The 19,840-nt window shown below is 72.5% G+C and carries 13 protein-coding genes; 6 read left to right on the plus strand and 7 right to left on the minus strand.

Features of this window, described 5'->3' with window-relative positions:
* Positions 1-115 precede the first annotated feature (115 nt).
* Both ABZ495_RS24780 and ABZ495_RS24785 read left to right on the plus strand, forming a co-directional pair.
* Positions 116-583, plus strand: a complete 468-nt coding sequence (locus ABZ495_RS24780; protein WP_359838144.1) for a hypothetical protein — start codon at positions 116-118, stop codon at positions 581-583.
* An 84-nt stretch (positions 584-667) separates the two neighbouring features.
* Positions 668-5,554, plus strand: a complete 4,887-nt coding sequence (locus tag ABZ495_RS24785; RefSeq protein WP_359838146.1) for a tetratricopeptide repeat protein — start codon at positions 668-670, stop codon at positions 5,552-5,554.
* A gap of 148 nt (positions 5,555-5,702) precedes the next feature.
* Here ABZ495_RS24785 and ABZ495_RS24790 read toward each other — a convergent pair whose 3' ends face one another.
* On the minus strand, positions 5,703-6,167 hold the full coding sequence (locus tag ABZ495_RS24790) for a hypothetical protein (protein ID WP_359838148.1): 465 nt from the start codon (positions 6,165-6,167) through the stop codon (positions 5,703-5,705).
* Positions 6,168-6,390: 223 nt separating this feature from the next.
* On the opposite strand from ABZ495_RS24790, the gene ABZ495_RS24795 reads away from it, so the two are divergent.
* Together ABZ495_RS24795 and ABZ495_RS24800 are read left to right on the plus strand one after the other, a co-directional pair.
* A complete protein-coding gene (locus ABZ495_RS24795; protein WP_359838149.1) occupies positions 6,391-7,611 on the plus strand; it encodes an ROK family transcriptional regulator in 1,221 nt (406 codons plus the stop codon).
* Positions 7,612-7,732: 121 nt separating this feature from the next.
* A complete protein-coding gene (locus ABZ495_RS24800; RefSeq protein WP_359838151.1) occupies positions 7,733-9,067 on the plus strand; it encodes an LLM class flavin-dependent oxidoreductase in 1,335 nt (444 codons plus the stop codon).
* Positions 9,068-9,178: 111 nt separating this feature from the next.
* On the opposite strand, the gene ABZ495_RS24805 is transcribed toward ABZ495_RS24800, so the two are convergent.
* From ABZ495_RS24805 to ABZ495_RS24825, 5 genes are all read right to left on the minus strand, one after another.
* On the minus strand, positions 9,179-10,069 hold the full coding sequence (locus tag ABZ495_RS24805; protein WP_359808657.1) for a TauD/TfdA family dioxygenase: 891 nt from the start codon (positions 10,067-10,069) through the stop codon (positions 9,179-9,181).
* A gap of 511 nt (positions 10,070-10,580) precedes the next feature.
* On the minus strand, positions 10,581-11,387 hold the full coding sequence (locus tag ABZ495_RS24810; protein ID WP_359838153.1) for an ABC transporter permease: 807 nt from the start codon (positions 11,385-11,387) through the stop codon (positions 10,581-10,583).
* 170 nt (positions 11,388-11,557) lie between these two features.
* A complete protein-coding gene (locus tag ABZ495_RS24815) occupies positions 11,558-12,382 on the minus strand; it encodes an ABC transporter ATP-binding protein (protein WP_359838154.1) in 825 nt (274 codons plus the stop codon).
* Between the two features lie 7 nt (positions 12,383-12,389).
* The gene (locus tag ABZ495_RS24820) at positions 12,390-13,445 is read right to left on the minus strand and encodes an ABC transporter substrate-binding protein (RefSeq protein ID WP_359838156.1); all 1,056 of its coding nucleotides are present in this window, start codon (positions 13,443-13,445) and stop codon (positions 12,390-12,392) included.
* Positions 13,446-14,208: 763 nt separating this feature from the next.
* Entirely contained in the window at positions 14,209-14,844 is a 636-nt protein-coding gene (locus ABZ495_RS24825) for a helix-turn-helix domain-containing protein (RefSeq protein ID WP_359838158.1), read from the minus strand.
* A 98-nt stretch (positions 14,845-14,942) separates the two neighbouring features.
* Here ABZ495_RS24825 and ABZ495_RS24830 point away from each other — a divergent pair, with 98 nt between their 5' ends.
* Entirely contained in the window at positions 14,943-15,917 is a 975-nt protein-coding gene (locus ABZ495_RS24830) for a zinc-binding dehydrogenase (protein ID WP_359838172.1), read from the plus strand.
* 1,281 nt (positions 15,918-17,198) lie between these two features.
* Here the strand turns inward: ABZ495_RS24830 and ABZ495_RS24835 are convergent.
* Positions 17,199-19,142, minus strand: a complete 1,944-nt coding sequence (locus tag ABZ495_RS24835) for a PIG-L family deacetylase (protein ID WP_359838160.1) — start codon at positions 19,140-19,142, stop codon at positions 17,199-17,201.
* Between the two features lie 175 nt (positions 19,143-19,317).
* On the opposite strand from ABZ495_RS24835, the gene ABZ495_RS24840 reads away from it, so the two are divergent.
* Entirely contained in the window at positions 19,318-19,482 is a 165-nt protein-coding gene (locus ABZ495_RS24840; protein WP_359838162.1) for a hypothetical protein, read from the plus strand.
* The last annotated feature ends 358 nt before the right edge of the window (positions 19,483-19,840 follow it).

The following is a 19,840-nucleotide window of genomic DNA, read 5'->3' on the forward strand; positions in this document are numbered from 1 at the left end:
CGGGCGGGGGCCCAGGGGCGTACGCTCCGCCGCGGCAAGGTCCCCCGGCTCCTGGATTGGGCGCTCGTCCTTCACCTGCCGCCGATCTTGGACCTTGAGGATTGGAGAGGTGCTCATGGCACAGCAGGAGATCGTGGCATTAGCCATGTCCGGCGCGACGACGATCGTCGCGGCGATGGCCACGGACGCCTGGGGGAACGTCCGTGACCGCGTGTCGGCGCTCCTCCAGCGCCGTGGTACCGAACCGCGTGCCGCGATCGCGGCGCGCCTGGAGAGCAGCGCGGAGCAGGTCGCCCGGAGCCGGGACGTCGACCGTGCCCGCGAAATGGTCCGCGGGCCGTGGCAGTTGGAGCTCGAAGGCTTCCTGGACGCACATCCCGAGGCGGTCGAGGAGCTGCGGGCGCAGCTGGACGCGATGCGGGCGGCGCTGCCGAAGGCCCAGCAGCAGCGGGTGCAGAACAACACCTTCAACGGCCCCGGCACCAATTTCGCGCTGCAGGATGGTACCCAGAACAACTACTACATGGACTCCTCCGCCTCCAGGGCCCATACCGGTGCGGGGGGTGAGGAGAGGGCGGGCTGACCGTGGGCACGCCGGTGGGCCCGGGCGAGGGCGTGGTGTACACGCAGAACATCACGGCCACCGGCGGCGGCCGGGTGTACGCCCGTGCAGCACGGGGACCAGTACAACTACATCTACCGCTGCACCCCGCCCTACCGGGTGGAGCCCTTCCCGCTCGCCGGGCCGGCCGCCCTGCCGTCCGGGCTGGCGCGGGTGCCCAGCCGCCTGCTGACGGCCCGTCACCAGGTGGTGCCCTTCCTGCCCCGGCCGGAGTCGGCGCTGCTGGAGTCCTGGCGGGACGAGGCGGTGCCGGGGCTGTCGGTGCGGCTGCTGCACGCCGAGGGCGGGTCGGGCAAGACACGGCTGGCCGCAGAGTTCGCCGCCCGCTCGGCCGAGGCGGGCTGGGCGGTCGCACTGGCCCGGCACCGCAGCGAGGTCGCCTCGGCCGGGGGCGAGGACCAGTCCCTGACGGTACGTGCCCCGGGGCTGGTCCTGGTGGTGGACTACGCCGAGCGCTGGCCCCTGGAGGACCTGATCACCTTGCTGCGCCAACACCGGGACGCGGCCCGAGACCGGCTGCGCATCCTGCTGCTGGCGCGCCAGGCCGGCGGTTGGTGGCAGGGTCTGGCCCACCAGCTCGCCAAACTCGACGTCCTCGACGTCGAGAAGTTGCGGCTGGAGGGACTCCCCGACGCCCCCGGCGCCCGGGCGGCCGTGTACACCGCGGCCCGCGACCGGTTCGCCGAGCTCTTCGCGCACCCGAACGCCGCCGGGATCGGTGTGCCCGGCGACCTGAACGACCCGGCGTTCGCCCTGACCCTCACCGTCCACATGCGGGCCCTGGTCGACGTGGACGCCGCCAGCCGGGGCCGCGCCGCCCCGACCGGCAACGGGCAGGCGAGTCTGTCCTCCTACCTGCTGGACCGCGAACAGGACCACTGGCACTCCTTCCACGACCGGGGCCGCGGCCCGCTGCGCAGTGACCCGCGCACCATCGGCCGGGCGGTGTACGTGGCCACCCTCGCGGGCGCCCTGGCCCCCGCCAACGCCACAGCCGCCCTGGTGCGGGCCGGTGCCGCCGACAGCACCGCCGCCGGCGGGCGACTGGCCGAGGACCACGGCCGCTGCTACCCGCCGGCCGACTCGGAGCTGCTGCTGGACCCGCTCGCCCCCGACCGGCTCGGCGAGGATTACCTCGCACTCACCCTGCCCGGCCACGAGGAGGAGTTCGGCTACCACGCCACGGACCCCTGGAGCGCCGCCGCGCCGGCCCTACTGCTGGTGCCCGACGACGGGACCGGTGAACCTGCGGGCTATACCCGCCAGGCCCTGACGGTCCTGATCGAGGCGGCCCACCGCTGGCCCCACCTGACCGCCCGACACCTCGAACCGATCCTGCGCGACCGCCCCCGCCTCGCCCTGGCGGCGGGCAGCGCCGCCCTGACCCGCCTGGCCGCCCTGGAGACCCTCGACACCGGCGTCCTGGAAACCGTCGAGCCCTACTTCCCCGCGGACCGGCACACCGGCCTCGACGTTGGCATCGCCGCGATCGCCGCCCGGCTGGCGGAACACCGCCTGGCCACCATCACCGACCCCGCCTCCCGCGCCCGCATCCACCGGGGCCTCGCGCTCCGCCAGTCCCGGGCCGGCCTGCGCGACGAGGCCGTCGCCGGCGGGCGGCAGGCCGTACGGATCTGGCGCGACCTGACCCGGACCGGCCCCGGTCACCACGCCGACCTCGCCGCCTCGCTGGTCAACCTCAGCAGTGACCTGTCGGCGGTGGGACTGCGGGACGAGGCCCTGGCCGCCGCCGAGGAGGCGGCGGGCCTCCACCGCCGGCTGACCGCAGGCAACCCGGCTGTCCACGAACCGAATCTCGCCGCCTCACTGGTCAGCCTCGGCGCCCTGCTGGCGGAGGCGGGGCGGCGGGACGAGGGCCTGGCCACCACCCAGGAGGCCGTCGACATCCTGGGCCGACTGGCCCAGGCCGACCCGGCGGCCCACGCACTCGGTCTCGTCACGGCCTTGAGCAACCTCGGCCACCATCTGTCGCGGGCGGGGCGGCGAGAGGAGGCCCTGGCCACCACCCGGTCGACAGTCGACGTCTACCGCCGGCTGGCCGCTGGCAACCCCGCGGCCCACGAACCCGACCTCGCCGGCCAACTGACCCTCGTCGGCCTCCACCTGGTGGGCGTCGGGCGCCGGGAGGAGGCCATCACCGCCGAACTGGAGGCGGTGGAGATCCGGCGCCGCCTGGCCGCCGGCAACCCCGCGGCCCACGAACCCGCCTTCGCCCTCGCGCTGTCCAACCTGAGCGTCTCGCTGCTGGAAGCGGGGCGCCCGGCGGAGGCCCTCACAGCCGTCGGACAGGCGGTGGAGATCCGGCGCCGCCTGGTCGCGGGCAACCCCGCGGCCTTCGAAGCCGACCTCGCCCACTCGCTGGTCAACCTCGGTATCTGGCTGTCGGGGGAGGGACGCGAGGAGGAGGCCATCACCGCCGAACTGGAGGCGGTGGAGATCCGGCGCCGCCTGGCCGCCGGCAACCCCGCGGCCCACGAACCCGCCTTCGCCCTCGCGCTGTCCAACCTGAGCGTCTCGCTGCTGGAAGCGGGGCGCCCGGCGGAGGCCCTCACAGCCGTCGGACAGGCGGTGGAGATCCGGCGCCGCCTGGTCGCGGGCAACCCCGCGGCCTTCGAAGCCGACCTCGCCCACTCCCTGGCCAACCTCGGCAGCTGGTTGACGGAGACGGGGCAGCGGAAGAAGGGCCTGGCCGCCTCCGCGGAGACTGCCCACCTCTACCGCCAACTAGCCGCGAAGGAGCCCGCCCTCTTCGAAGCCCAGTCCGCCCGCGCGCTGTCCAACCTCGGCGCCGGGCTGTTGGGGACGAAGCGGCTGGTGGAGGCCCTGGTCGCCTTGGAGGGGGCGATCGGCATCTATCACCGTCTGGCCGCGGCCGACCCCGACACCCATGAACCCGGCCTCGCCCGCGCGCTGTCCAACCTCGGCGCCGGGCTGATCAAGGCCGGGGTGCCGCAGAGCGCCCTCCCTCCCCTCGCACAGGCGGTCGACATCCACCACCGCCTGGTCACGGAGGTCTCCGAGGCTTTCGAGCCCGGCCTCGCCAGCGCACTGTTCAACCTCGCCTCCTGCCTCACCAAGACGGGACGGCGTGAGGAGGGCCTGGCCGCCGCCGCCGGAGCGGTCCGCGCCTACCGCCGGCCGGCCGTGCACGACCCCGCGGCCTTCGGTCCCAAGCTCGCCACCGCGCTGTCCACCTTCGCCGTCTTCTTGTCCGAGGCGGGGCGGAGGACGGAATCCCGCGCCGCCGAACTGGAGGCCGCGGAGATCCGGCGCCAGCGGGGCAGGGCCGACGCACCCCGCCCCGCCGGCTCGCCGTCGGGTGTCGGCACCCTCCTGTCGGGCATCGGACGGCGGGTCGGTACGGTTCTCCGGCCGCGCCGCAAGGATCCGCGGCGGAGCGGCTCCCCGGAGTCGCGGACGTTCACCATCGAACTCCCGGACGGGACGAGGACGGACGTCGTCGCCCCGGGAGGCACCGCCGCCGAACCGGAGTCGCGGACGCCCGCCGCAGGCCTCCCGAACGGGACGAGGATGGACCTCGTCGCCCCGGGAAGTCCCGACACCCGGCAGGAGGACACCAGCCCCATCACCGAACAGCAGTCGCAGACGTTCACCGTCGACCTCTCGAACGGGATGTTGCTGGACATCGTCCTCGGCGAAGAGGCCAACGCCAGCGAGGAGTCGCAGACGTTCACCGTCGACCTCCCGAACGGGACGAAGATGAACGTCGTCGTCGAGGGAAGTCCCGACGCCCCGCAGGTGGACGCCGGCGCCGTCATCGAGGTGGCGAATGAGGTCTACCGCCTGCTGACCAGAACCGAGCCGCCCGCCGCCCAGTCGGACCTCGCCACCGCGCTGTCCGACCTCGGCATCCGGTTCGGGAGGCTGGGATGGCACCGGGAGGCCTTGGCCGCCACCGAGCAGGCGGTGGTGGTCCGGCGCCTGCTGGCCGCGGCCGACCCGGCCACTTTCGAGGACGACCTCGCCGCCTCGCTGTTCGACTTCGGTGCCCTGATGTGGGAGGCGGGGCTGCGGAAGGAGTGCCTGGCCCCGGCCGAGGAGGCGGTGGAGGTGCGGCGCCGGCTGGCGGCGGCCGACCCGGCCGAGCGCGGACCCGGCCTCGCCGTGTCACTGGGCAACCTCGCCCTCTACCTGCGGGGGACCGGGCGACTGGAGGAGTGCCTGGCCACCGCCGGGGAAGTGGTGGAGCTCTGGCGCCTTCTGGCCGCGGCCGACCCCGCCCATGGGCCCCGCCTCGCCGATTCGCTGCTCGAACTCGCCATCCACCTGTCGAAGGCGGGGCGGCGGGAGGAATCCCTGGCCCCGGCCGAGGAGGCGGTGGAGGTCCGGCGCCTTCTGGCCGCGGCCGACCCGGCCCATGGGCCCCGCCTCGCCGATTCGCTGCTCGAGCTCGGCAGCCTCCGGTCGGAGGCGGGACTGCGGGAGGAGTCCCTGGCCGCCGTCAGGGAGGCGGTGGAGGCCTGGCGCCGACTCGCCGCGAAGAACCCTGCCGCCTTCGCACCTTGTCTCGCCGACTCGTTGTCCGACCTGGCCAGCGACCTGTCGGGGGCGGGACGTCCCGCGGAGGCCCTGGCCGCCGCCAGGGAGGCGGTGGAGATCCGACGCCGACTGGCTGCGAACGATCCTGCCACCCATGAACCCCACGTCGCTCTCCTCCTGTCCAACCTCGCCCTCCACCTGTCGAAGGCGGGGCAGCGGTCGGAGGCCCTGGCCACCGCCGAGGAGATGGTCGACATCTACCGCCGACTGGCTGTGAACGACTCCGTTGGCTACGAGCCACAGCTCGCCCGTGCACTGTCCAGTCTCGGTGCGCTCCTGACGGAGGCAGGGCTGCATGAGGAAGCTTCGGCCGTTGCCGAGGAGGCGGTAAAGGTCCGGCGCACGTCCTAATCGACCAGCACGAACAGCTCCTTGTGCTTGAGCGGCACGTTCAGGTGCTCCTCCCGCTCCAGAACTGCTCATCCGAGGGGGCGGGTTAAGTACGGCCGTTACCGGTCCCCGGAGCATGCGGGGCTGAGTCTGGGGCCCGGGATCCGGGTCAGTTGGCCGAGCGGATCTGGAGGGCGTTGATGCCCCAGTGGATCGACGGGTCCGAGGTGTGCACGGTGAACTGGAAGTCCCGGCCGGGACGGGCGGGGATGTCCACCGAGCCGACGCCGACGGAGTCCACCGGGCACTGCACCGTGAAGTCGGCCGGAGCCAGACCGCCGACGTGCACCTGTACCGAACCGCCGCCCTGACAGCCGACGGTGACGGCGATCGGCAGCGTCTCGATCACCGAGGCCGTCACCGCGCCGCCGTTCCCGATCCAGTCGGGGATCGAGAACATGGTGTCCTCGTCCGGCGCCGGCGGCAGGATCTGGCCCTTGCCCGGCTGACCGAAGGGCTCGTCCGAGGCCGGTGCAGGGTCGGCGGACTGCGCCGATGCCGTCCCGGCGAACGCCAGTGTCACCCCCAGCACCCCGGCCGCTGCGGTGAGCGTGCGCGTCTTCGTCCGCTTCATCGTGGTCCCCCTGCTGCGTTCACGTGTCGTACCGGTGTTCGGTATACGAAGTTGATCCTAGCGCGCGGCACCGACAGGACACTGAGCGGGTGGCGATCGGGTCCGGGCGCCGGGGCCCGTCGGGCACCGATGCCGTAGGCGGGCCGGCCCGGTCGGGCGCCGGGCCGGGCCGTTTCACGCCCTCGCCACGCCCGTGCAACACGCCGCTGGGAGCATCGACCGCATGCTCTCCCTGGTTGCACCGCCCGCGCACGGCAGGACCCCGGCGCCCACCGAGGGCGGCGGGGCCGGGGCCGTGCTGCGCGCGGTACTGACCGGCGGCCCGCTGACCCGCAGCGCCGTCGGCCGGGCCACCGGCCTCAGCCCGGCCGCCGTCTCCCGGCACACCGCCGACCTCACCGGTCTCGGGCTCCTGCGCGTACTGCCCCCGCCGGACGGTCCGCCCAGGGCGGGGCGCCCCCAGCTGCCGTTGGACATCGACACCCGTCACCACCTCGCCTGCGGGGTGCACATCGGCGTGCCGTGGCTCACCTTCGCCCTGCTGGACCTGCGCGGACGGGTGGTCGCCCACGAGCGCCTGCCCCGGCGTGGCGACGCCGCCGCCGTCCTGGGAGCCATCCGGGCGTACCTGCCGGGCTTCCTGGCCCGCCGGGCCACCGGCCACTCGGTGCTCGGCCTCGGCGTGGTCACCGGCGGCTGGGTGGACTCCGAGAGCGGCAGCGTCGTCGCCCACGGCCCGCTCGGCTGGCACGACGTCCCCGTCCGCGACGTCCTGGCCGACGCCACCCGGCTGCCGGTGCACGTCGACAGCCACGCCCGGGCGCTGGCCCGGGCGGAGCTGCTGTTCGGCGCCGGCAGCAGGGCCACCGAACTCGTCCAGCTGTTCGTCGGCAACGTCGTCGACGCGGCCATCGCCACCGGCGGCAGCGTGCTGCTCGGGCGGCGGTCTCGCGCGGGCGACATCGGCCACCTCGCCGTACCCGGCTCCAGCGAGCCCTGCTGCTGCGGGCGCACCGGCTGCCTCCAGGCCACCGTCGCGGACCGGACCCTCGCCCGCCGGGCCCACGCCCTCGGCCTGATCCCCGGCCCCGACTTCGGCCTGTTGCTGGACCTGGCCGGCACCGGGGACCCCACCGCGATCCGGCTCTTCGAGGAGCGGCTCCGGCTCGTCGCGCCCGCCGCCGGCCTGCTGCTGGACGTCCTCAACCCCGAGGTTCTGGTGGTCAGTGAGGCGGGGATGTCGGTGGCGTCCTGCCTGCGCCCGTATCTGGCGGCACAGATCCGGCTGCACTCCAACGCGGCACCCGAACAGCTGGTCACGGCGACGGCCTTCGGCGTCGAGGTGCTGGCGGTCGCGGCCTGCGCCGGGGTGCTCGACAGCGTCTACCAGCGTCCGATGGAGCTGCGGACGGCCGGGAGTTCGACCGCCCGGGCGATGCGGTGAGCCCTCGTCAACGGCGCATTAATTCCACCGCCAGGTGAATCGTTGAACGGCCGGAGGGCGGGCCGGAGAATCGGGTCGATCCCTTCCCCCGCCCGTCTTCCGAGCTCCGGAGTGTTTCGCCATGCCCGAAAATCCCGCCGAGCGCCAACTCCACTTCAATCTCTTCCTGATGGGTGTCGGCCACCACGAGGCCGCCTGGCGCCACCCCCGCACCGATCCTTCCGCCGCGGGTGACATCGCGCACTTCCAGCGGCTCGCCCGGACCGCCGAGGCGGCCTCCTTCGACTCGGTGTTCCTCGCCGACGGCGTCGAGGCCCGCTCCGACGGGGGCTGGGGCCTGATCAGCCACTTCGAACCGTTCACCCTGCTCACCGCGCTGGCCACGGTGACCACGAGGATCGGCCTGATCGGCACCGTCTCCACCGGTTTCTCCGAGCCCTACAACCTGGCCCGGCAGTTCGCCTCGCTGGACCACATCAGCCACGGGCGGGCCGGCTGGAACATCGTCACCTCGGCCGGCGACCGCGCCGCCCAGAACTTCGGCCGCAGCGCCAACCAGGACCACGCCGTCCGGTACGAGCGGGCCGCCGAGTTCCTCGACGTGGTCACCGCGCTGTGGGACAGCTGGGAGGACGACGCGCTGCTGCTGGACCGAGCGAGCGGGGCCTTCGCCGCCCCGGACCGGGTGCACGACATCGACCACGTCGGCAAGCACTTCCAGGTGCGCGGGCCGCTGAACATCCCGCGCAGCCCACAGGGCCACCCGCTGCTCGTGCAGGCCGGATCCTCGGACGACGGCAAGGCCTTCGCCGCCCGTTGGGCGGAGGCGGTGTTCACCGCGCAGCAGACGCTGGCGGAGGGGCAGGCCTTCTACGGCGACCTCAAGCGACAGACTGCCGAGGCGGGCCGCGACCCGGCCCAGGTGAAGATCCTGCCCGGCGTCGTCCCCGTCCTCGGCTCCACCGAGGCGGAGGCACGCACGCTGGACCAGGAGCTGGACGAGCTGATCAACCCGGCCCGCGCGGTCGGCGTGCTCTCCACCGTGCTCGGCGTCGACCTCACCGACCACCCGCTTGACGAGCCGCTGCCGCCACTGCCGCCGGTCACCGAGATCAACGGTGCCAAGAGCCGCTTCGAGCTGATCCGCGACCTCGCGGTCCGCGACCGGCTGACCCTGCGCCAACTCGTCGGGCGGCTCGGCGGCGGCCGGGGCCACCAGGTCGTGGTCGGCACTCCCGAGCAACTCGCCGATCACATCGAGACCTGGTTCACCCAGGGCGCGGCCGACGGCTTCAACGTCATGCCGCCGCTCCTGCCCGGCGGCCTGGACGACTTCGTCGAGCAGGTGGTCCCCATCCTGCGGGCACGCGGCCTGTTCCGCGAGGGTTACACCGGGAGCACCCTGCGCGAGCACTACGGTCTGCCGCGGCCGGTCGGGCGGTACACCACGCCGTGACGGCCGCACGCCGGGCCGGCGCCCGGCCGCACGGGAAGGCCCGGACCGCTCGGTCCGGGCCTTCCCCGTGGCGCCGGCCGCACGGAGCACTCCGCGCGGCCGGGCTGCCGGTCAGGACGTGTAGTGCGAGGCGTCGTCACCCTCCAGTACCTGGCTGGACTCGCCCGTCACGCCCACCGGGACGTCACCGGCGACGGTGACGCGGTGCAGGCGGCGCGGCAGGTCGTCGTAGTCGTCCGGCGCGTAGTGCTGGGTGGCGCGGTTGTCGAACAGCACCACGTCCCCCAGCTCCCAGCGCCAGCGGACCACGTTCTCGGGCCGGGTCACGTACGCCTGCAGACTGCGCAGCAGGTCCTGGGACTCGGCGGTCGGCAGGCCGACGACCGACTGGGCGAAGCCGCCGATGAACAGCCCGCGCTCCCCGCTCTCCGGGTGCACCCGTACCACCGGGTGGACGGTGCGGTACTTGCGGGCGGTGAAGACCCGGCGGCGCTCCCGGTCCGCGGCGTCCAGCTCCTTGCCCTGCGCGTAGTCGTAGTCGTTGGTGTGCACGGCCCAGAGCCGCTCGGCGAACTCGCGCAGCTGCTCCGGCAGGTCCTGGTACGCGGTCTGGGTGTTGGCGATCAGGGTGTTCCCGCCGTACGGCGGGACGATCAGGCTGCGCAGGGTACTGGCCTTCGGAGGCGTACGGACGAAGGTCACGTCGGTGTGCCAGCGGTTGGCCCGGCCGCCGTCCTCGCTGTCCACCGCCAGGACGTTCGGCTGCCCGTCGAGCGCGGGGACGGTCGGGTGCGCGGTGGTGAGGGTGCCGAAGTTGGCGGCGAAGCGGGTCTGGCCGTCGTCGTCCAGCTGCTGGCCGCGGAAGAAGAGCGCCTTGTGCTCCACCAACGCGGCGTTGAGCCTGTGGACGGTCGCTGCGTCGAGTGCGGCGGCGGTGTCGACGCCGAGGATCTCGGCGCCGATCCGGCCGCCGATCTTGCGGATCTCGAAGGTGCTGGTCATCGGTTCTCCCTCAAACGGTGGGTACGGTGCGGACATTCAGGAGGTGGTGACGGGGGGGCGGCCGATCCGGCCGGCCCCGGGGCCGGGCCGATCGCTCGCAGCGCGCCCGGGGTCCGGCCCCGGCCCAGCCGATCTGCGCGCGGTAGCTGCCGAGCTGCCCGGCCTCGGTCAGCCGCCGGTCGTCACGGACGGCCGGGTCCTGCGGCTGCGGGTGGGTGTACGGGGCGATGAACAGCGCAGCCACCGGGCAGTCGGCCTCGCACCGGACGCAGGTCTGGCAGCCGTCCTGCCGCGATCGACGGGATGCCGTCCGTGCCACGCCACCTTCACCACTGGGGGCGGCGCCTCGCCGGCCGCCGTCGAGCCGCTGGTCCCGCGGTACTTCTTGTCGGCCATACGGACGCCCGCGCCCGCGCGGGCTGCGTCCGGCGCCGCCCAGGTGGTCGCCGCGCCGCCAGCGATCACCAGGACGTCAGCCGCGAACTCCTGTTGCGTACTCACATCACACCTCTCAACTGCCCAGCGGGGCACGCCAGGCAGTGAACCTGCGCTCCAGCTCGACCAACAGCTGGTTGAAGACCAGCCCGATGACGGAGATCGTCACGATGCCCGCGTACATCTGCGGGATCGCGAAGTTGTACTGCGACGCGTTGATCAGATAGCCGAGCCCCGCCTTGGCCCCCACCATCTCGGCGGCCACCAGCACCAGGATCGACACCGCCCCGGCGAGCCGGACGCCGGTGAAGATGACCGGTACCGAGGCGGGCAGGATCACCTTCTCGAACAGTCGGGGTGCGGAGAGGTCCAGCGAGCGGGCGAGCCGGATCAGGGTCTGGTCCACACCGCGCACCGCGCTGATGGTGTTGAGCAGGATCGGCCAGAGGCAGGCGTACAGCACGATCGAGATCTTGGACGTCTCGCCGATGCCGAGGATCAGCACGAACACCGGGAGCAGGGCGAGCGCCGCCGTGTTGCGGAACAGCTCCAACAGCGGGCTGAGCAGGTTGGCCACCGGCCGGTACCAGCCGATCAGCAGGCCGAGCGGCACACCGATCACCACCGCCAGGCCGAATCCGCTGAGCGAACGGGTCAGGCTGGCCAGGGTGTTGTCGGCCAGCTGGCCGCTCTGCAGTAGTCCGTACCAGGCGTCCAGCACTTCGCTGAACGGCGGCAGGAAGGTCGGGTCCACCAGGTCGAAGCGTGGGGCGAGCTCCCAGAGCAGCAGCAGCGCGACGATCGCGACGGACTTCGTCGCGCCGCTCAGCAGCAGCCCCACGAGGCGCCGTAGCAGCCCGGGCCGGTGGGCCGGCGCCGACACCGGCGTGTCCGTGCCACCGGGCGCCCGGTCCCTCGGCTCGGCAGGCGAAACGGGGGCGGGGTGCAGTACCGGCTTCGGGGCCGACGCCCTGCCCGTGGCCGGCTCGGCCACCGGTCGGGGTCGGGCGGAGGCCGTCCGCACGGCCACCCCCGGGCGCGGGTTCAGGTCGGTCATACGCGGCTGGCCTCTCTCTCCAACTGCTGCGCACGGCTGACCTCGTCGTGCAGCAGACTCCAGATCTGGTGGCGGTAGCGGGCGAACTCCGGGCTGGAGCGCAGGTCCTGGCCGACTGCGCGCTCACCCAGTTCGATCGGAACGACTTCCTTCAGCCGGCCCGGGCGCGAGGTGAGCACCGCCACGCGGCCGCCCAGGTAGACCGCCTCCTCGATGCCGTGGGTGATGAACACGACGGTCTTGCCGGTCCGTTGCCAGATCCGCAGCAGTTCGTCCTGGAGCGACTCGCGGGTCTGCGCGTCGAGCGCCGCGAACGGCTCGTCCATCAACAGCACGGCCGGGTCGTACGCGAGACTGCGGGCGATCGCGACCCGCTGCTTCATGCCGCCGGAGAGTTCGTGCGGGTGACGGTCCTCGAAGCCGGTGAGACCGACCAGGTCGAGGTACTCCCGTGCTCTGGAGGCGCGTTGACGTCTCGGTACGCCGGCGGCCTCCAGGCCGAACTCCACGTTGCGCTGGGCCGTCCGCCACGGCAGCAGTGCGTACTGCTGGAAGACGATGCTGCGGTCGATCCCCGGCCCCGTGACCGGTCGGCCGTCGAGGAGGATCTCGCCGGAGGTCGGCGCCGCCAGACCCCCGAGGAGGTCCAGCAAGGTGGATTTGCCGCATCCGCTCGGCCCGACCACTGCCAGGAACTCGCCCTTGGCAACGTCGAGTTCGATCGAGTCGAGGGCGACGAATCCGGAGTGCCGACGGTCCCCGGCGCGCCCCCGTACCCTGAAGGTCTTGGTGACCTGACGAAAGCTGATGTGATCGGTCATCGCGGGCTCAGCTCCTGTCGGCGGTGGGCGAGGCGGCCGAATAGCCGTTGAACTGGTTGGTGTAGAGGTCGGCTGCCTTGACCTGCCCGGCTTTGATCTCACCGTGGTCCGTCAGCCAGTCGATCCAGAGCTGGAAGGTCTGATCCGTGATCCGGCCGCCGGGTTCAGCGACGCCGAAGGACTTCCAGTACTGGAGCGCCGCCGCGTCCTCGTTGCGGCCACGGCGCTTGATGATGTCTGTGCTGCGGGCGATCACCTCCTCGCGCGGCGTCGTCCTGGCCCACTCGATCGCCTTCGCGACTCCCGTCACGAATACCCTCGACGTGTTCGGGTTCTGCTTGAGGAACCTGTCGGTCAGCACGTACGTGCCGGCACTGAAGGAGCCCAGCAGGTCGAAGTCGCTGAACAGCGGCCTGATCCCGCCCGCCGCCAGCGCCTTGTCCCGCAGGACGCCGCCCAGCGAGGCGACCTCGATCTGCCTCTGCCGCAGCGACTGCTCGGTGTTGACCGGGGGCACGACGATCCGCTCGACCCGGCGCAACTCCGGGGCGGCGAAGCCGTTGCGCTGGAGGTAGGTGTCGAGCACCGCCTCGGCGTGGGCGCCGAGCGTGTTCATTCCGACCTTCTTGCCGACCAGGTCCCGGGCGGAGCGGATCGGGCTGTCCTCCAGCACGTAGTAGCCGTTGTAGGAGGCGGCGTCGACGCCGTAGTAGCTGATCGCCGCCTTCACCGGCGCCCCGGCCGCGATCAGTTTGACGACGGCACCGTTGAACGCCCCGCCGAAGTCCGTCTGCCCGGTCGCCGCCGACTGGATGTCCTGCGGACCGCTGATCGTGTTACCCACCCATTCCAGCTTCACGTCGCCGAAGTAGCCGAGGTCCGCAGCGAGTTCGGGCAGCGTCACCTGCCCTACCGAGCCCTGGTAGCGGAGCTTCTTCGTCTCGGCACCGCCGCCTGCCGCCGTCGCCCGGCCGCAGGCGGCCGCCGCCGCCGCGACCGCGGCCAGCGTGAGGAAGCGGCGTCGGGAGGTGGGTCGGGGGGTGGGCCATGAGGTCACGGGCATGGGTGATCCTTTATTTGCGGGGTCGGCAAGGTACGCCGACGGGGACGGGCAGCAGGACTGCGCGTCACGCGGCGAGGCGGGTGAACAGCCGGTGGTGGACGGTCGGCGGTGGACGGGACCACCCGGCACACAGGGCCGAAGCGGCGGCCGCGCCGGTGGGGAGACCGCGCCGGTTCAGGCCGGCAGGTGAGAGAAGCGCGTCAGCGCGAAGGAGCGCGGATCAGTGGCAGACAGCACAGATGGCGCTCGCGTGCCGTCGCAGATCGACGTGCAGGCGGCCCACAAGGCGCTCGGATTGGCTCACGACCGACAGCCTGGCAGCGGACCGGGAGCAGGTCAACGAATGTTCAGCCGCCGGAAGAAACCCGCCGCCGCGGGGAGTAGCGCCCCGCGCCTGCAGACCGCGGAGCGGTGCCGGCCGGCCTGGGAGCGGCCGGGCCCGAGGACCGACCAGGTGATCGGCACCTCCCGCGCAGAGTGCTCCCGGGTCGAGGAGACCGGCATCGATCGCCGGACCGCGGGGATCCCCACGGACGCCGATCACCTGGCACCACCTGCGCCGCCCGCGCCGCCTGCGCCGACAACCGGCCCCTCCGCCCCCGGGACCGCTGCCTGCCCGGCACCGGGCGACTCGCTCAGCGAGCCGACCAGGTGGGTAGTGGGGAAGGTGACGGCGTCGCTTCGGCTGGCGGGCGCGGTGTTGCCGCGCCGGCAACACGCGTCGGTGGCTGCACCGGCGCGGCGCTGGTGTCATGGCGGCTCTTCACGATCGAGGTCGGGGTCGCGGTCCGGAGCTTCCCGTTCGCGCGGCGCTACTGGCGCGGGTGCCTGGCTCGGCGTCGGCGACGCGGAGGCCGTCGATCATGAAAGCCGCGAGACGTCGTGCCGCTGCGTCGCGCGTGGAGGCGGGCGCGGCGGTCAGTCCGCGGCCGGCGAGGAGAATGACGACGAAGTCATCGAGCACGAAGTCCGGACGCAGCCGGCCCGCAGCTTGCGCGCGGCGGATGAGGGTCGAGACGGCGCGGCCCAGCTCCTCGCGGTGTGCCTCGAAGTCGACGATGTCGGGGTGTGCCGACATGAACGCGTCCGTGAAGCCCTGGTTGCGCGCGTTGAGGAGCAGGGCGCGCTCGATGACGTCGCAGAGCCCGCGCCACGGATCCGGGTCGGCGGTGCCGTCGTAGACGATCGAGCTGCACTCGGCGAGCTCCTCCTCGAACGCCTCGAGCACCAGGTCCTGCTTCGTCGGGAACCGGCGGTAGAGGGTCGCGGGCCCGACGTCCGCACGCCGGGCGATCTGTCGCATCGTCACCCCCAGCCCGGACTCCGCGAAGAGCGCCCGGGCCGCGGCGAGGACACGATCGCGGTTCTCCCTCGCGTCGACACGCAGCAGGTGAGTCATCTTTCAGGCGATCTCTCTCACAACAGCAAGTGGACGCATCCGTCCGTTACGTTCGATCGTACGGGAGCCAACCGGCCCGAACCAGTCAGGAGCGATGCATGCGAGCAGTCTCGATCCGTACTTTCGGCGGCCCGAACGGCATGGAGGTCGTCGATGTCCCCGTCCCCAGCCCGAGCGCAGGTGAGGTCGTCATCCGGACCGCGGCGATCGGGGTCGGCGGAGTCGACGCGGTGATCCGGCGCGGCACGCTGGGCGCGCTCGGCCCGGCCATGCCTCGCGACGGTCTGGTGCCGGGAAGTGAGGTGGCCGGGACGGTCGCGGCCGTGGGAGCGGGTGTCGAGGCGTCATGGCTCGACCGACGCGTCTGGGCGTTCACCGGCCTCTCCGGCGGCTACGCCGAGTACGCGGTCGCGCGGATCGCGAACGTCACGCCGCTGCCCGCCGGCCTGACGCCCGTCGATGCGGTGACACTCGGCAGCGCCGCCCCGGTGGCGCACTTCGCCCTGCAGCAGGCGCACTTCGCCGAGGGCGAGACCGTGCTGGTACGTGGCGCGGCCGGCAGCATCGGCATCGCAGCCGTCGAGATCGCGGCCCGGGCCGGTGCACGGGCAGTCGCGGTGACCACGTCGTCAGCCGAGCGGGGCGAGCGGTTGATGGAGTACGGCGCGACACACGTGCTCGACCGTGACGGGAACAGTACGCGTGGTCCCGAGCCGGCCGGCTTCGATGTGATCGTCGACATCGTCTCCGGGCCGGCGCTGCCCTCGTTCCTCGCGCGGCTCGCACCCCGTGGTCGGCTCGTGCTGGTCGGCCTCGTCGCCGGGCCGCCTCCGGCGGACTTCGGGTCGGCGCTGCTGAGCCGGTTCCGGCAGTCGCTGTCGGTCGCGACCTTCAGTCTGGACACGGTGCCGCGAGCTGACCTGGCCCGGATACGCGCCGACCAGTTGGAGGCCGCGGTGCGAGGTGACCTCAGCGCCGTCGTCCATGCCGTCCTCCCACTCGAGGCTGCGGCAGACGCCCACCGGCTGATGGATGCCGGCGAGGTCTTCGGGCGGGTCGTCCTGACACCGTGACGCACCGCCGCCCGGTGACAGGCTGGTGCACCAGCGTGCCGCGCAGGGGTGAGCGTCGAAGTTGGCTACAGGGCACGCTCGCCAGCTGCCGTACCCACGCGGCCGCCGCCTTCCCCGCGTCGGCGGCCCGGTGCAGCGCCGCCAGCTCGGCCGCACGCTGCGCCTGGCCGTCACCGTTGGGAGCGCGGGGGTGCGATCCGGTGCGCACCCGCTCCCGCCGATCCGGTGGCCGTCACCGACGCCGAACCCGCCACTCTGGCCAACCGGCAGGAGAGGGTGGCGGACCTGGCGCGCGGCGCCTGCGGCGCCTCCTGGTGGGTGCGTCCCACCGACAACGCGGACGATGACGGCTGGCACAAGTAGGACGACGCCGTGCCGGTCGTCGCCACCACGCTGGAGCTGCTCCGAGCACGGTCCGCTCGGCCCCGTCTGGTGGCGCTACGGCCGCGCCGGGCGGCACTCCCTGCTGGAGGCGTTGGAGAGCCCGGATTACCCGAGAGGCGTACGACGAGCGCCAGAAGGCGCGGGAGAAGAAGGCGAAGCAGGCCCACCGCGAGCTGATGGCCACCCTGGCCTGCGTCGACTGCGGAAACGTCCCCCGCCAGGAGAGCACCACGGAGTACGGCCCGAAGGGGGAGCAGAAGTGGACCCGTCCCCCTGGTGGCCGCTGTCGGTCCTGCCACCAGAAGAACCAGAAGCGGCGCGAGAAGGAGCGGGAGGCCAAGGCCCAGGCGCAGCTCGAGGCGGCCCGCACCGCCAACCAACTCCGCGCTGCGCCGGTGCTGGACGTACCGGGGCTCGATCGGCGGGAAGGAGGGCTCGCTGCTGGAGCTGACGGAGGAGGCTGGCCCGAACCGGCTGGAGTGCCCGCAGTGCGCCAGCGACCGGGAGGACCAGGAGCTGGGTCCTCTGGTGCTGCCCGTGCCCACCCGCCGTGAACTGGTGGTCGCCCGTGTCTCCGCCCAAGCCGACCCGTGGTGGAACCTGCGGGTGCAGCACGCCAAGCTCTACCCAGCCAAGGACCGCCGCTGAGCGGCCACAGCGCCCCTGTCGCGTGGGGCTGTCGCGCTCCCTGTCGCACGGGGCGCTGTCGCGACCGATGACCCGCGTGGATCCTCACCCACGCCGGGCGCTGGCGGGGCGGTGGAGCGTTGCGGCGGCCTAACTGGACGCCGAGGGGTGCGGGTGAACACCGTTCACCCGCACCCCTCGGCTGCCCCCGTCCGCTGGCTGATGCCTGCCAGGTCCGGGGCGGCCCACGTGAGCCGGCCTGCTGGGTGGCTAGAAGGGGCCGTGCCAGATGCCGTCGGCGGTGTTCATCGGGTGGACGTAGATCCGGCCGTTGGTGCCGATGACAAACACGTGGGCTACTCCGGCGCCGTCGGTCACAGCCGCCGGGTAGTCCAGTACTGTCCCTCCGAGGTCCCTCCATGCCGCGTAGACGCCTTCTGTGGCCTGGACAGTGCAGCTCACACCGGTGCCGCGGTTGCGCTCGAACAGGGTGACCATCCCTCCCGCCACAGTCGCGGCGGGTTCGCCGACGCCCCCGTGACCTTGGTAGAAGGACGGTGTGGTCCAGCTTCCACCGGACACCTCCTGCCGGCTGATGCCCATGGCTCCGGTGCCGCTCTCGCGGTAGGCGAGGTGGATCCGGCCGGCGCCGTTCAGAACCGCCTTGGGCGGGCTGGCGGGGCGGGCACCCGGGATGTCGCCGGGCCCGGCGAAGCTGCCGTTGCGGGAGGTCTGCCACCAGGACAGCATCTTGGTCGAGGTGCTGGCGAACACCTCGATACGGCGGTCACCGTTGCGCACCGCCGACACCGGATCCTGGATGTCGCTCCCGCCCATGTCGGCCCACGCGCTCGACCAGTCGCCGCTCGGAGAGGTCTGCCACTTGCTGCTCAGACCACCGCCGGCGTTCCTGACGAAGAGCTCGAGCCGGCCGTCGTCGTCGTTGGCCACCACTGGCGACCCCACCTGCGAGGCAAGGTCGCCGGGGTTCGGCGTGCCGTGATCCGTCCAGCGCTGACGCCACTCCTGGCTCGCGGTGTTCTGGGCCAACGAGACGATGTGGTGGTCGCTGAGCCGGTGCGCGAAGACCTCCAGTCGACCGTCGGCGTTCGTCCCCACGGCGAGCCCCGGCGCCAGCCGCCCCCCTGGATCGGCCAACTGCAGGGAATCGGCCCAACCGCCGGACGTCGTGCGCCAGCACGTGTACAGCATCCCGTTGCGGACCACGAACGCCTGAGGCCGGCCGTCCGCGTTGACCCCGGCCCACGACGTGCCGCGCGACCAGCGGTAGTACATGCGAGAGAACCAGTCCGGGCTGTAGTTGCCGGTGGAGTGGTCGTGGCTCTGGTACTCCTCGAAAGCGGCACGCTTGGCCGATACGGCCGACCCCTCAAGGTTCACCGGGGAGGTCTCGATGTTGTAGTCCCGGTAGTTCACCTGGACCATGTTGTTCGCCGTGCTGGGCTGCGCAGCGCGGTACAGCAGCGCGGCCTCCGCGGCGAACCTGGCTGCCGCCAGGTGATCCGGGTGCCACCTCTTGGCTGGGTCGGGGTACTCGTCCTGCCCCCGCAGGACGGAAGGCTCGTAGGCCATCATCAGCCCCTGCAGCAGCCTGGCCACATCGTCGCCGGTGTACGTCGTCGGCTGCACCGGGGGATGGTTGTCGACGGGAGGAGGCGTCACGGTGAAGTCCGTGGCCGCCCGGTCCTGCTCAAGCGAGATGAGGTTTCCGTCGTGCAGATTGACGAAGATCAGATGAACGTTGGGGCGTTCCCGAAGCACGTACCGCTCGACCTCACGGTCCCCGACCGAGAGCATGCCGCGCGCCCAGCGGCTCTCCTCGTCGGTGCCCGGAACGGTGTCGCTGACCCCGGCCATCCGGGAATAGGCGTTGATCGCTCCCAGCTGGCGGTTCTCGGTCCGCTCCCAGTCGGTGTCGGGCTGCCCTCCACAGTTCGCCGGGCAGGGGTCGCCGGTCTGGTTGCCGGCGGTGAGGAAGACCGTGACCGTCGGCACCCCTGCGGCGAGCGAGGCCGCCAGGTCCGGGTTCATGAACAGGATGTCGTCGTCCTCATGGGCCACGACCTGCATGACCAGCGGCGCGATCGCTCCGGATGCCGCCGCCGCTGTCGGCGGACGAGCGGCCAGCAACGGCTCGGCAAGGGCCGCGGTGGCCAGTAGCGCGAGCATCCTTCGGCGTCCGAAAGTGAACACAGATCCCCCTTGTTACGTCGTTCCCATCGGAGACGATCTCTCGCGATGCAAATAGCGTGATGCTACTGAACGTCACAAAGGTGCAGGAGGCAGGTGACTCTGACCGCTCGGCCGGTGCCCGACGCCACAGCCTCCATCGGGGCCTCAGAACGTGCTGCGCCGATGTCCTCTGCTGGTGGCCGAGGAGTCCCTGGCCGCCCACTGGAGCTCACGGGAGAAGACGGCGGAGCGGTTGCGGGAGCTGATCGGCGACAAGCACAGCGCCCGCTCGGCCCCGTACCCCGTTGGACAGCGGGGCCGTCAGGGCGGCGCGGATGGTCTCCCGAAGGGCCGGTGGTGAGCGAAAGCGCGGGCGTTGACGACACCACTCGCGGAACGCGGCAGCCACGCCGTACTCGCCGAGTCGGGTGGGGGATACAGCTCGATGCTGGCGGGGACGGCGCCGGTCCGGACCGGGGACTGGCGCTGATTGGGGCCCTGCACACCGCCCGCCACTCGCAGCCGGCCCCGGCCGCAGTGCCGCGTGACCAGAGCGGAGGCGCGACGTAGTCGAGCGGATCACCGCGCTCCTGACCGAGGGTTCGCAGCCGCCGGACGGGTAGCGCGCGGGCGCTGCCCGGTGGAGGTGGCCAGTCGGCCGACGTTGGTGGCGGCGGCCAGCTCGCGGCCGAGCACGGTGAGCCAGCTCTGGTCAGTGC

Source organism: Kitasatospora sp. NPDC005748, from assembly GCF_040630735.1.
GTDB lineage: Bacteria > Actinomycetota > Actinomycetes > Streptomycetales > Streptomycetaceae > Kitasatospora.